The organism is Streptomyces sp. NPDC088350 (assembly GCF_044753545.1).
Lineage (GTDB): Bacteria > Actinomycetota > Actinomycetes > Streptomycetales > Streptomycetaceae > Streptomyces.
Genome location: NZ_JBIVNL010000004.1, coordinates 783,044 through 796,503, shown reverse-complemented (window position 1 = coordinate 796,503; position 13,460 = coordinate 783,044). Strand labels below are relative to the sequence as shown.

The following is a 13,460-nucleotide window of genomic DNA, read 5'->3' as shown; positions in this document are numbered from 1 at the left end:
CTGCTGTTGTCAGCCGAACTGCTCAGTCGTGCTGTGAAACGGCACCGCTTCCAAGCTTCCACATTTCGTAGTTCCCACATCCTGCCGTGGTCTCGGCCGCCGCCTGAGCCGCGGTGAAGAAGTCGTCGACCACCGGCGAGGTGTGCGACGCCGCCATCGCGAGGCACACCTGGTCGGGCGCCAGATCCGGGACGGGCACGTAGCTGATGCTCGGATGTGCGGAGAACACGGTCGCCGAACGGGCCAGGAACGAGATGCCCCGGCCGGCCGCGACATGCTCGAGCGTCTCGTCCACCCCGCGCACCAGGTACCCGGCGTTGGGGTGCGGCCGCCGGGTGGGCTGCGTGGTGGGGTCCATATGCCAGACCAGCGGCTCGCCGGCCAGCTCGGCCTCGGCGATCTGCTCCCGGCCGGCCAATCGGTGGCCGACGGGCAGCACCGCCACCCGCGGCTCGGTGTACAGCGGGGCGACGCGTAGGCCGGCCTCGTCGATGGGCAGCCGCACATAGCCGATGTCGATGCGGCCGTCGAGCAGCATCGGGGCCTGGTCGTCCCACTCGATCCGCTGCACGTCCACCAGAACGTCCGGGTGCCGGGCGGCGAACAGCTGTACCGCTGGGGTAACCGGGATACCCGCACGGAAGCCGACCGTGATCCGCCTGCTGCCCTGCGCGGCCACGATCACCCGGCGGCGGACCGCGTGCGCGGAGGCCAGCAGCGGGCCGGCGTCGGCCAGCAACTGTCGACCCGCTTCGGTCAGCGCTACGCCGTGACGATCCCTGGTGAACAGCGCGGCGTCGAGATCCTGCTCGAGCGCGCGGATCTGCCGGCTGAGCACCGGCTGCGCGATGTGCAGCTCATCGGCGGCGCGGCCGAAGTGCAACGTGCCGGCGACGGCGGCGAAGTAGCGCAACTTGCGCAGGTCCAGATCCATGGAATCCCCCCGTCCGGTGATGCCTTCAGGGTATCACCGCGACTGAAAGAGGTCTTGGACACTCCACCCGGGCCAATGGCAGCCTGAAGAGGTACCTGAGGAGCCGGAGTGAATTCGCCACAAGAATTCAACATCGGGACTTGATAGCAGGTTCCAGGCCCGGAATTAATACATCCGAAATTGGGCACCACCCATCGCGTCATTCGACGACATGACCGTTAACCACGACAGGTGGGCATGGCGTCCCATCCAGTTTTAGAAAGCAGGCTTCCCTATGAGCAGTATCAGCATTGTCGGTCTGGGGAACATGGCCGGCGCCTTGGCCGGTCGGGCGCTCGCCGGCGGCCACGCCGTCGAGATCATCGGTCGCGACCCGGCCAAAGCCAAGGAATTGGCCGCCGCGCTCGGCGGCGCCACTGTCGGGACGGCCGGCGCCGCCCCGGCCGGGGACATCGTTGTCCTCGCGGTGCCGTACGCCAGTGCCGCGGCAGTGGTGAGCGAGTACGGGGACACACTGCAGGGCAAGGTCATCATCGACATCACCAACCCCGTCACCTCCGATTTCAAGGGCTTTGTCACCCCTGACGGCAGTTCCGGCGCGCAGGAGATCGCCAAGGCCGCCCCCGCCGGCGCGCAGGTCGTCAAGGCGTTCAACACCCTGTTCTCCCATGTTCTGGCGGCCGGCTCAGCCGAGGGTCGCCCATTGGACGTGTTCATCGCCGGCGACGACGCGCAGGCAAAGGCGCGCGTGTCGGCGTTCGTCGAGAGCCTGGGACTGCGCCCGCTGGACACCGGGCAGCTGCCGATGGCGCGGACCCTGGAGAACGCCGCCCTGCTGGAGCTGGGCCTCGTCGCCCACTCCGTCAAGCACACCAACTTCTCCCTCGGCGTCAGCATTCTCGGCTGAGCGCATCGGCACCACCATTTCTCGCGTCGCATCACGTCAGTCGATCGGCGACACGAGAAGGACAGCCCTCCACCTCATCTCAAAGGGACAGTCGCATGCGCGTTTTCGTCACTGGTGGGACCGGCCATTCCGGTTCGTACATCATCCCCGAGCTCATCGCCGCCGGGCACGAGGTCACCAGCCTGGCCCGGTCGGACACGGCCGCGGCGGCGCTGTCCGCGCTCGGCGCGAAGGCGCGTCGCGGTGACCTCGAGGATCTCGACGGGCTCAAGGAGGCGGCCGCGGACTCCGACGGCGTCGTCCACGTCGCGTGGAGGCGTGAGCTGATTCCGTCCGGTGGGATCGACGCCGTGACCGCCGCGGAGCTCTCGGTCGTGCTCGCGTACGGCGAGGCACTCGCGGGAACCGGAAAGCCGCTGGTCGCGGCCGGGAGCATTGGCTCACCCGGGTGGGAAAACCTGGGCCGACCGGCCACCGAGGAGGACCCGGCCCTTCCCGGCGGCGATGAGTACAGGGGCACCCTGCGGGTGCGCAACGTCGTGGAAACCACCGTAGTCGGCCTCGCCGAGCGAGGCGTGCGGTCCTCGATCGTGCGGCTTCCCCCCATCGCGCACAGCACGACCGACAGGGCCGGATTCCTCCCCCAGCTGATCGCGCTCGCGAAGGAGAAGGGCGTCGTCGGCTACCCCGGAGACGGCGCGAACCTGTGGCACGCCGTGCACATCCGCGATGTCGCCTCCCTGTTCCGCCTGGCGCTGGAGAAGGGGCCGGCCGGCAAATCCTGGCACGCGATCGAGGACGGGGGCATCCCGTTCCGCGAGATCGCCGAGGCCATTGGCAGCCGCCTGGGCCTGCCCGTCGTGAGCATTCCCGCGGACGTACTGATGCTGCCGGGATACTTCGGGTTCCTCGCGAATCCGGTCACGCTGGACCTCCCGGCGTCCAACCACATCACCCGCCGGACCCTCGGCTGGGAACCAGCTCACCCATCACTGCTCGCCGATTTGGACAACGGCCATTACTTATGTGCCGCGTAGCGTGATATCGGGCTCCTTCCTGTGGTTCATGGACTTCAAGCACCCACGAACGTAGCGGGAAGGAGCCCCTCGGCGGTCGGTCCGGTCAGCGCAGGCCGGCGAAAAGGTCGTTCTCGGGTAGGACCGTGCCAGTGGTGTCCTGGACACGGACGAAGGTCTCGATGCCCATCAGCTCGCCGAACCTCTCCTTGCCCATCTTGAGGAAGAAGATGTTGTCGCCCTGACTGGCGTGCGCGGCGAGCGCGTCGAACTTCTGCCCGCTGAACGCGGTGGTGTCCACCCATGTGGTGATCTCGTCGTCGGGGAGGCCGATCTCGGCCATCGCGGCAGCCTCGGCGGGGTCCGGCTCCGGCATGTCCTCTCCGAACTCGCGCATGATCTCGCCGAACCGCCGCATCCCCGAGCGTGGCATCGTGGTCCAGTACACCTTCGGTGTCAGCGCGGTCATCTCCAGCGCCGCCATTGTGATGCGGTGCGCCTGGATGTGGTCGGGGTGGCCGTAGAAGCCGTTCTCGTCGTAGGTGACAACCACATCGGGTCGGTAGTGCAGCATGAGTTCCGCGAGTCGGGCCGCGCCTTCCTGAACCGGGGTCTGCCAGAAGGATCCAGGGGCGTCGTTGCTCGGCCAGCCCATCATCCCGGAGTCGGCATAGTCCAGCATTTCCAGATCGCTGATCTTCAGGACGCCACAGCTCGCCTCGAGTTCTTGACGGCGCATCAGGGCGACCGCCGCCGGATCGTGGCCGGGATCGCCCGGCTTGACGCCTCCCGGTCCATCACCGCAACCGCCGTCGGTACACGTCACGAGAACCGTGCGGATGCCCTCCGCCGCGTACCGCGCCAGGACCCCTCCGGTTCCGGTGGCCTCGTCGTCGGGGTGGGCGTGTACTGCCATGAGCGTCAAGGGCCGGAAAGTCATGAAACAGTCCTCCTGCGGAAATACGTCGTGGTCCCCGTGCGCGGCGGGCGTACCGCGATCCTGGGCCCGGATCCTGGTGGGGCGGACGGCCTTGTGGTCTCCGTGCTCCCCGCCCGTGCGGCGCCGGTCTCTCAGACGATGCAACCGCACCGGCCGGACCGGCTGTTCCCGGTACGGCCGGCAGGTCTCGGCGCAACGCAGGATCAGACGTCCATCCGCCAGCCACCAACCGTGAGATTCCGACATGAAACTTGAGGTCCTGGACGATCGCTGGTCATCAGTTGCCCGCTGTCATCCCAGGTCGAAGAAGAGCTAGAAGGTGGTCACCCGGCCGCCGGCGAACACGGCATGAGCCGCGCCGGCCGGTGGGCCGCCTCCCTGGCCGCCTTCGCTCTTGTCCACCACAGACCGCACTTTCGCCGGATTACGGCCACCTCGCGTCCCGGCGCGGCAGCGGCTCAGGCGGCCACGCCTGCGAAGGAGCGGCTGAACCGCTGGCCCGACCGGACCATGGCCAGACCGTTGGGACTCCGCCGACGGGCAGTGCCGCGATGCGGTGAGCGGTGCCGCCGGGCGGCAGCTTCCACACTCTGTTTGCGAGAGGCGTCGGAGGACCACACGTTGTAAGAGGCGGTGCCGTCGTGGCCGCGCGTGTTGCCGGTGATCCCGTCGCCCTGCTGCCCGGTGACCAGCACCGTGCGGTGCCCGGTGGTTCTTCACGAACGCCGGCATGCCCGGCATCCCGTCGACGATGCGCTGCACGCTGGGACGCACAGCTGTCCGGGCGGGGGCGGCCCGACGCCTGGCCCGCGCAGGTGTCGTGCTCGCCGCGCGGGCCAGGTCGTACAGGTGCGTGCGCTCGGTGTCGTCGAGGCGCAGGGCCTGGGCGAGCGCGTCCAGGACGCTGGCGGAGACGCCGCTGAGGTTGCCGTGCTCCAGCCGCGTGCAGTACTCGACGCTCACCCCGGCGAGCATGGCGACCTCGCTCCGGCGCGGGCCGGCGAGCCGGCGGTTGCCAAAGATGGGCAGACCGGCCTGCTCGGGCGTGATCCTGTCGCGGCGAGACTTCAGAAAAGCGCTTGTCTCGGCCCGATCGTCCCTACGTTCAGCGTAGGTGCGCCCTGCGGTGTGTGAGAGACCCTGCCGTTACCCCCAGCAGCGGTGCCTCCGAGCCGTCGGCCGTTCCTTCCCTTGACGTCTTCGGCGCCGGCCTCGCTGCGGCTCCGTCGTTCAGGCCGGCAAGAAGGCCGACATGTTCGACCGGGACGTAGCGCACCTTGAGCAACTGGAGACCGCCCCTCCGTCATGTGTTCGCGGACCGTCTCTCTCCGGCTCGTTCGGGCAGGGGAGCCGGGGGCAGGCCTGTGCCGCGTCGGTCAGTGGACGGGGTCGTTCAGGACCGGGCCGGCCGGGGCCTCGGCCCGGGGCCCGACGTCCTGCAGGGCGATGCGGGCATTCGTGCTTCGGACCTGGTGGGGCAGGGTGAGCGCGTCGGCCAGCCAACCCAGCCCGCAGATGCCGAGGGTGCACAGGTGCAGCAGCCCGCGGCCGGTCCTGCCGAGGTAGAAGTGGTGGCCGCCGAACAGGCCGAGGAAGGACCACCACAGGTACGCCACCGCGAGCGACTTGGGGCCTCGCGGCGTGCCGTTCTGCCGTAGCGGCGGTTCCGGCCGAGACGGCGGTGGTACGACCGGGGGTGGGCTCGCGGTCGTCGCCACACCCGGGTGGTGAAGGTCCGTAGTCCGCTCGACCCGGGCGACCCTCGTGGGCATGGGGACGGGGGGAACGGGTTCTCGGGAAGGCGCGCCCTCGATGGACAGTCGCGGCAGGATCCGCTCCAGCCAGGCGGGCAGCCACCAGTTCGCCCGTCCCTGCAGATGCATCAGCGACGGGACCAGCACGGTACGCAGGACGAAGGCGTCGATCGCGACGGCTGCGGCCAGTCCCACGCCGTACTCGGCGATGACCCGCTCGCCCCCGAGGACGAAGGCCGTGAACACGCAGATCATGATGAGGGCGGCGGCGTTGATCAGCCGGCCGGTCTCGGCCTGGCCGATCCCGATGGCGCGGTGGTTGTCGCGGGTGCGTTCCCACTCCTCGTGCATCCGGCTGACCAGGAAGACCTGGTAGTCCATGGACAGACCGAAGAGGATCGCCAGCATGATGACCGGAAGCTCGGCCTCCACCGGCCCGGCCTTCCCCAGGCCCAGCAGTTCGGAGCCCCAGCCCCACTGGAACACGGCGACGACCACTCCGAAGGACGCGGCCGAGGCGAGCAGGTTCATCACGGCGGCGGTCAGCGGTATCAGGAGGCTGCGGAAGGCGACCATCAGCAGCAGGCAGCCGAGTACGACGATCACGGCGAGGAACATCGGCAGCTTGCCCGCCAGCAGGTCGGCCAGGTCGTCGGAGGCGGCTGTCGAGCCGCCGACGTAGACCGTCAGGCCGCTTCCCCGCTCGGCGGCGGGGACGACGTCCTTGCGGAGATGGGTGATCAGGGTGCTGGTGGCCTCGTCCTGTGGCGCGCCGGTCGGCACCACGTCGATGACGGACAGTCCGGTCGCCGAGGCGAGCGGGCCGGCCGTCGCCGATGCCACCCCGGGGGTGTTGCGGACGGCCTTGACCAGTTTGTTCAGGGCCGGTGCGTCGCCGGGCGCGCCCAGTTGTGCGACCAGTACAAGCGGGCCGTTGGAGCCGGGGCCGAAGCCCTGGGCGAGCAGGTCGTACGCGGCCCGGGTGGTGGTGCCCTTCGGGTCGTTCCCGGCGTCCGAGGTGCCCAGGCGCAGTGACAGCGCGGGCAGCGAGAGGACGGTGACGACGAGGAGCGCGGCAAGGGCGAACAGGGTTGTGTGGCGCTCGACCTGTGCGGCCCAGCGGCCCCGGGAACCTGCCGTACGGTGCGGCTGCTGCGTACCGGTTCCCGGGACGTGGGTGGTCAGGACTCGCCGCTGACGACTGGTCAGCAGTCTGCTGCCGAAGAGGCCGAGCAGGGCTGGCAGCAGGGTCACCGCCGCGATCACCGTGGCCAGGACGGCCGTCGCGGCGCTGATCCCCATCGCGCTGAGGGGGCCGATGCGCAGGACGAGCAGGCCGAGGAGGGCGGTGACGACGGTGAGTCCGGCGAAGACCACCGCCCGCCCGGAGGTGTCCAGTGCGCGGACCGTTGCCTGTTCGGGTGCCAGGCCGGTCTGCAGGCCGGTCCGGTAGCGGGTGACGATGAACAGGGCGTAGTCGATGCCGACCCCGAGCCCGATGAGGGCCGCGACCGTCGGGGCGTCGCTGCCCAGGGTCATGACGTGCGAGGTCAGCCCGACGGTGAGCAGTCCGGCGCCGAGCGCGGCGACCGCGACCAACAGGGGCAGGAGCATGCCCAGTAGCGAGCCGAAGGCGACGAAGAGGATGACGCCGGCGGCCATCAGCCCGATCGCCTCGGTGCTCTGCGTCGTGCCCTCGGCTGCGAGGCTGATGGCCTGGCCGCCGAGTTCCACCCGCAGATCCGCGTCACGCGCGGCCCGGGCGGTGTCGATGACCCGGGTGACGTCGGCGGCCGGTATCCGCTCCGCCTGCGCGTCGAACGTCACCGTCGCATGCGCGGTCCTGCCGTCCTTGCTGATCCGGGCCGCCCCTGCGGGGCCGTACATGCTGGTCACCGAGGCGACCGAGGGGAGCGCGGCGACCCGGTCCAGCAGCGAGGTCACCTTCTGTCGTACGGCGGCGTCCCGGATCGACCCGTCGCGGCGCACGTGCACCACGATCTGGTCGGTGTCGCCTGCCTGTTGGGGCTCGGACGCCTGGAGCCGTGCCTGTGCCTTCGAGGACTCCAGCCCCGGGAGGCTGAACGCGTCGGAGTAGCTGGTGCCGAGCATCGAGGACGGAACGGCGAGCGCGACCAGCAGGGCGGCCCAGATCCCGACGACGAGGAGACGGTGCCGGAAGCACCATCGGGCTAGTGCGGACATGGCTGAACAACTTCCTTTGCGGTGCGGGGAGTTGAGGAGAGCGGGAAGCGGGATCGAACGGCTTCCGCACTCATGAGCCGGTCGGCGCGGAGGTGGCCGTGGTGGGGATCGGCTTGTCGAGCATGGTGCAGACCGCGGCGTTCACCAGGGCCTCGGTGGCGGCTGCGGGCTTGGCCGCCGCGATGCCGAAGATGGTCGGGACGTGGACCGAGACGGTGCGTCGGCCGGTGCCGTCGGTGTAGTCCCAGCTGGAGAAGCCGGGGGCCTGGCCGTCGTGGCCCCAGACGGCGCCACAGGGGGTGACCTTCTTCTCCAGGCCGAGGCCGTAGCGGTTCGGGTTGCCGCTCTCTTCCGCGACGGTGGTCTTCATCTCCTTGAGCTGGGCGGACGGCAGGAGCTTGCCGGAGAGCAGCGCGGTGTCGAACCGGGCCCAGTCCTGTGCGGAGGAGACCATGCTCCCTGAGGCCCATTCCGTGTTCTCGTTGATCCCTGTGGCGTCGACGTAGCCGGCGGGCCGGGCGGGGCCGACGAACGCGGTCCCCGCGGGGATGCCGGGCCAGAGCACCGGGGCCAGATGGGCCGGGTCGGGTTCGTAGCCGTGGGCGAGACGGGGACTCCTGGTCCGCTCGGAGCCGTTGACCAGGTAGGTGCTCTTCAGATGCAGCGGTTTGGCGATGCGTTCCTGGACCAGGTCGCTGAGGGTGTGTCCGGTGGCCTTCTCGGCGACAAGGCCGAGAGCGATGTAACCGGTGTTGCTGTAGGAGTACTTCGTACCGGGCGGGAACAGCGGTGCGTGCCGGACACCCGCGGCGATGAGCTCCTCGGGGGTCCACTGCCGGGCGTCCTGACCCGTGAACGTCTTCAGGACGTCGGCGTCGTCGGGGATGATGTTGTACAGGCCGCTGGTGTGGTTGAGAAGCATCCGCAAGGTGATCGCGGACCCGTTCGGGATGAGGCCGGGCAGCCACTTCTCGACCGGGTCGGTCAGCTGGAGCCGGTGGTCGGCGACCAGTTGGAGAACGACGGTGGCGACCATCGTCTTGGTGTTGGAACCCATCCGGAACTCGTCGCGCACGGTCAGTGTGTGGTCGGCCCTGGCCCAGGACGCCTGCCGGGCGATCGCGGTCGCCTGCCCGTGGCCGTTGTCGACCCGCACGAGTACGCCGGGGGCTCCGGCGCCCACGACCTGCTGGGCGAGTGCTGCCAGCCGGGTCTCCTGGGCTGCCGTCACGCCGGGCCGTCCGGCCGGAGTGGAGGCGGTGTCCTGCGCCGCGTCAGCCGCTGTGCAGGCCGTGAGCGTGGCCGTCAGCGCTGCGGCCAGGGCCAGCGTCAGGCAGGCCTGGTGAGCGGCGTGCGGGTAGGGGGTGTACCGGGGCATGGGTGTCCTCCTGGACATGGGGTGTGGGTGGATCGGCCTGGGACATCGGCCGGTTGGCCGGGCGAGGTCCGCATCCACGGGGGACTGCCGGCCCACGCCTTCCGACGACTCCAGCCTTCCGACGCCGGGGACGAAGAACACGGGTGCTGGGCCCCAGAGATGGTGGAGACAACCCCAGTGCGCGGACTCGGACCGGCCGGTCATCATCACCTTCCGGCCCGTGATGAACTTCTGGCCCGCGACGGTTACTTGACGTCAGCCGGCCGGTCGGCCGCCGCGGTGTCGATGGACCGAAGGACGACGAGGGAGCGTGATGACCTACTCCGGCGAGCGCCGATTCCGCCGTGGTGCACGGCAGTTGGGGCAACGTCCCGCGCCCGGTGTCACCCCGCGCGCCGGTCTCGCCCTGCGGGTGAGCCTGCTGGGCTGGTCGTTCGTGCTGCTGCTCGGCTCGCTGCTGGGTTTCGGCCTGCTCACCCTCTGGACCACCTCGCTGACCGTCGTGGCGCTCTGGGTCGGCATCCCGCTGACCCTGCTCTCGACCGTCCTGGTGCGCTGGTTCGCCGACCTCCACCGTCAATGGGCCGCCGACCGACTCGGCGAACCGGTGGCCCGGCCCTACTCACCGACGCCCGAAGGGAGTTGGCCGGTACAGCTGTGGGCGATCCTGCGCGACCCGGCGACCTGGCGGGACTGGGCCTGGCTGGCGGTCAACTCGGTCACCGGGTGGTTCACCTACGGGCTGTCGTTCCTGTTCTTCCTCTGCGGCGTCTTCTACTTCAGCTATCCGCTGGTGTTCGCGCTGACCCCGCCTGAGGTGTTCCGCACCCCCCTGGGCAACGGCTTCCGCCTGCACAGCGTCCAGGAGTCGTTCGCCATGGTCCCGCTGGGCCCGGTGTTCCTCCTGCTCTGGTACACCACCGCCGTACGGCTGGCGAACCTCAACGCCCTGGTGGTCCGCTCCCTGCTGGCACCCACCGCGCAGGCCCAACTACGAGCCCGGGTAGCCCAGTTGGCCGCCTCACGGGCCGAGACCGTCGACACCCAGGCGGGCGAACTGCGCCGGATCGAACGCGACCTGCACGACGGGGCACAGGCCCGACTGGTGTCGCTGGGCATGAGCCTGGGCCTGGCCGAACAACTCCTGCCCCAAGATCCGCAGGCCGTCGCGGAGTTGCTGGCCGAGGCCCGCGCGTCGACCGCCGGCGCCCTGACCGAACTGCGAGACCTGGTACGCGGCATCCATCCGCCGGTGCTCGCGGACCGCGGCCTGGACGGCGCCCTGAAAGCCCTGGCGCTGGTCAACCCGATACCGACGACGGTGGTCACAAGCCTGCCTGGACGGCTGCCCGCGCCGGTCGAGTCCGCGGCCTACTTCGCCGTCGCCGAGGCGCTGACGAACGCCATCAAGCACGCTCAGGCCCAACGCGTCGAGATCGGCGTGGAGTTCACGCCCCGTTCCGGCACGACGTCGGGGTTGCTGACGATGCGGGTGCGCGACGACGGCCGCGGAGGCGCCGCCGTCGACGCCGGTACCGGTCTGCGGGGCATCGCGCGCCGCCTGTCGGCCTTCGACGGCACCCTCACCATCGACAGTCCGCCCGGCGGACCCACCGAGATAAGGATGTCGCTGCCGTGCGCCTCGTCATAGCCGAAGACCTCGCCCTGCTCCGCGAGGGCCTGATCAGGATCTTCCAGGCCAACGGCTTCGAGGTCGTCGGCGCGGTCGACAACGGCCCTTCCCTGATGCGGGCGTTGACGACCCACCGGCCCGACGTCGCGGTCGTCGACGTGCGGCTGCCCCCGACCTTCACCGACGAGGGTCTGCGCGCCGTGATCGACGCGCGCAAGCGGATCCCCGCCCTGCCCGTCGTGGTGCTCTCGCAGTACGTCGAACAGCTCTACGCCAGGGAGTTGATGTCGGACCGCGCCGGGGCGGTGGGCTATCTACTGAAGGACCGGGTGATGGCCGTCGACCAGTTCGTCGCCAACGTCCGCCAGGTCGCCGCCGGCAGCACGGTCATGGACCCCGACGTGGTCCGCGCCCTTCTGGTCCACCGCTCGGCAGACCCTCTCCTGAGGGAGCTGACCCCGCGTGAGCACGAGGTGCTCTCCCTGATGGCCGAGGGCCGTTCCAACGCCGCCATCGCCGGCCGGATGTTCGTCAGCGAGAAGACCGTCAGCAAGCACAGCTACAACATCTTCACCAAACTCGGACTCCAACCGTCCGAGGACGACCATCGCCGGATCCTGGCCGTCCTCGCCTACCTGCAAGGCTGAACCACCGCCGCCGTCCACCATCGTCATCCGCCACCGGAGCCGACTGCGGTCGGTGGCAGGCGGGCAAAGACTCTGGTCCAGGGCGCTGTCGCGGGGACCACCTCGCAGATGTTCGACGAAGCTCGGCGCCAAGTCCTTCGTCTCTGCCGTGCCCACGCCTGCACTCCTCGACCTGTTGCTCATCCGTTCCGGGGCCGCGCGCCGGGGGTGGGCGAGGGGGTCATCGCGCGGGGGCCTGCACTGCGGCGAAGGCGTCAGCGTACAGGCCGCGGATGTCGGCGTCGCCGTCCGCGCGGACCCATTCCTGGATCGCGGCGTCGGCGCAGCCGAGGGCGGCGGTGACGAGGGCGCGTGCGCGGGCGTCGGGGCCGTTGTCGTTGTCGTGGCCGAGGCGGGCGCGTACGTCGGGGATGAGCATGTCCTGCCACAGGAGCTGCTTCTCGATGTGACGGGCGCGCAGTGACGGGGTGCCCGTGAGCATGGCCTGGGCGCGCAGGGTGCGCTCGGGGTCGTTGACGAAGCTGCTCAGCAGGAGCGCGACCGCGTGGCTCAGCGATTCCCAGGCCGATTCGTCCGCCGGGCGGGCCCGCAGACCGTCGCGTACGCGCTCGCCGGCGCTGGCGAAGCTGCCGAGTACGACGTCCTCCTTGGTCGGGAAGTGCCGGAAGAAGCTGCTCCGCGAGACGCCGGCGTGCGCCGCGATCTGGTCGGCGGTGGTCTCGTCGAAGCCGTTGGCCAGGAACAACTCCATCGCCGCGGCGGTGATCTCGGCGCGGACGGCGGCGCGTTGCCGTTCCCGCAGTGTCGGCTTGGGGATCGTCGTCCTGTCCTCCTGCATGGGATCACTCTATCGGACCGCAACGCATTACGGGACTGAGTGTCATATAGGGTCTCAGCCTCTCGGTAGTGATCGTCCGTTCTAAGGAAGGCCCCCATGCAGTACAGGACCCTTGGCCGCACCGGCGTCCAGATCAGTTCGCTCGCGCTCGGGACGATGAACTTCGGCGCGTTCGGCAACATCTCCGAGGCGGAGACGACCCCGATGGTGCGCCGCGCGCTGGACGCCGGCGTCAACCTCATCGACACGGCCGACGCCTACTCCGGGGGCGTCTCGGAGGAACTCGTCGGCAAGGCGCTCAAGGGCGTCGACCGCGACTCGGTGGTGCTGGCCACGAAGTTCCGCCTGCCGGTGGGTGACATCAGCAGGCTGGGCGAGACGAAGGGGCCGGACGCCATGAACCGGCAGGGCGGCTCGCGCCGTTGGATCGTCAAAGCCGTCGAGGACAGCCTGCGCCGCCTCGGAACCGGCCACATCGACCTCTACCAGATGCACCGCCCCGATCCGGCCACGGACATCGAGGAGTCCCTGGCTGCCCTCACCGACCTGCAACGCGCGGGCAAGATCCTCTACATCGGCTCGTCGACCTTCTCCGCCGCGGAGATGGTCGAGGCGCAGTGGACGTCCGAACGGCGCTCCCTGGCACGCTTCGTCACCGAACAGCCCCCGTACTCGATCCTGGTCCGTGGCGCCGAGGTCGACGTCCTGCCCACGGCACAGAAGTACGGCATGGGCGTGCTCACGTGGAGTCCCCTGGCGAGCGGATTCCTGTCGGGCAAGTACCGCCCGGGGGCCGAGGCGCGGGAGTCGCACCGGGACCGGCTGGCGGCCGGACGCCCGATGCCGCCCGCCAATGCCTACGACGCCCTCAAGCGCGAGGCCGCCGAGAAGCTGTACACCCTGGCAGAGGAATACGGCATGTCGCTGATCGAGATGTCCCTGGCGTTCGCTGCCGGTCATCCGGGGGTCACCAGCGTGATCATCGGTCCGCGGACCCTGGAGCACCTCGAAACGCAACTGCCCGTCGGCGACCGTGCGCTGCCCGGCGAACTCCTGGACCGGATAGACGAGATCGTCGCCCCCGGCACCACCGTGAAGCCGGGCGACGCCCACGCCGTCGTCCCCGCCCTGGAGAAGGCCAACCGCCGCCGCTGAGCCTGCGGTTGGCCCGGTCCCCGGTGCGGGACGCCGACCCCTTTCCGGGAGTC

At 69.8% G+C, this 13,460-nt stretch carries 10 protein-coding genes and 1 pseudogene; 5 read left to right on the top strand and 6 right to left on the bottom strand.

Features of this window, described 5'->3' with window-relative positions; all coding sequences use genetic code 11:
- Window positions 1–22: 22 nt before the first annotated feature.
- Window positions 23–934, bottom strand: coding sequence for a LysR family transcriptional regulator (locus ACIQBL_RS17480; RefSeq protein ID WP_401942315.1), 912 nt, complete (start codon window positions 932–934; stop codon window positions 23–25).
- Window positions 935–1,208: 274 nt separating this feature from the next.
- Between ACIQBL_RS17480 and ACIQBL_RS17475 the strand changes: the two genes are divergently transcribed.
- Entirely contained in the window at window positions 1,209–1,841 is a 633-nt protein-coding gene (locus ACIQBL_RS17475) for an NADPH-dependent F420 reductase (RefSeq protein WP_401942312.1), read from the top strand.
- A 95-nt stretch (window positions 1,842–1,936) separates the two neighbouring features.
- A complete protein-coding gene (locus ACIQBL_RS17470; RefSeq protein ID WP_401942309.1) occupies window positions 1,937–2,878 on the top strand; it encodes an SDR family oxidoreductase in 942 nt (313 codons plus the stop codon).
- Window positions 2,879–2,963: 85 nt separating this feature from the next.
- On the opposite strand, the gene ACIQBL_RS17465 is transcribed toward ACIQBL_RS17470, so the two are convergent.
- The 4 genes and pseudogenes from ACIQBL_RS17465 to ACIQBL_RS17450 form a co-directional block, all read right to left on the bottom strand.
- Window positions 2,964–3,797 (bottom strand): PIG-L family deacetylase, encoded by an 834-nt coding sequence (locus ACIQBL_RS17465; protein ID WP_401942306.1) that lies wholly within the window; start codon window positions 3,795–3,797, stop codon window positions 2,964–2,966.
- Between the two features lie 705 nt (window positions 3,798–4,502).
- A pseudogene (locus ACIQBL_RS17460) lies at window positions 4,503–4,868 on the bottom strand (helix-turn-helix domain-containing protein); the annotation flags it as partial.
- A gap of 305 nt (window positions 4,869–5,173) precedes the next feature.
- Window positions 5,174–7,756, bottom strand: a complete 2,583-nt coding sequence (locus ACIQBL_RS17455) for an MMPL family transporter (RefSeq protein WP_401942303.1) — start codon at window positions 7,754–7,756, stop codon at window positions 5,174–5,176.
- Window positions 7,757–7,826: 70 nt separating this feature from the next.
- Complete coding sequence (locus ACIQBL_RS17450; protein ID WP_401942301.1) at window positions 7,827–9,134, bottom strand: serine hydrolase domain-containing protein; 1,308 nt, start codon at window positions 9,132–9,134, stop codon at window positions 7,827–7,829.
- A 313-nt stretch (window positions 9,135–9,447) separates the two neighbouring features.
- On the opposite strand from ACIQBL_RS17450, the gene ACIQBL_RS17445 reads away from it, so the two are divergent.
- Window positions 9,448–10,785 carry a sensor histidine kinase gene (locus tag ACIQBL_RS17445; protein ID WP_401942299.1) on the top strand — a complete coding sequence of 446 codons (1,338 nt, stop codon included), beginning with the start codon at window positions 9,448–9,450 and terminating at the stop codon, window positions 10,783–10,785.
- Window positions 10,770–11,414 (top strand): LuxR C-terminal-related transcriptional regulator, encoded by a 645-nt coding sequence (locus ACIQBL_RS17440; RefSeq protein ID WP_401942296.1) that lies wholly within the window; start codon window positions 10,770–10,772, stop codon window positions 11,412–11,414. Before ACIQBL_RS17445 ends, ACIQBL_RS17440 begins: the two co-directional genes overlap by 16 nt.
- A gap of 220 nt (window positions 11,415–11,634) precedes the next feature.
- Here ACIQBL_RS17440 and ACIQBL_RS17435 read toward each other — a convergent pair whose 3' ends face one another.
- Window positions 11,635–12,252, bottom strand: a complete 618-nt coding sequence (locus ACIQBL_RS17435) for a TetR family transcriptional regulator (protein WP_401942294.1) — start codon at window positions 12,250–12,252, stop codon at window positions 11,635–11,637.
- A 96-nt stretch (window positions 12,253–12,348) separates the two neighbouring features.
- On the opposite strand from ACIQBL_RS17435, the gene ACIQBL_RS17430 reads away from it, so the two are divergent.
- Window positions 12,349–13,407, top strand: a complete 1,059-nt coding sequence (locus ACIQBL_RS17430; RefSeq protein WP_401942291.1) for an aldo/keto reductase — start codon at window positions 12,349–12,351, stop codon at window positions 13,405–13,407.
- Window positions 13,408–13,460 lie beyond the last annotated feature (53 nt).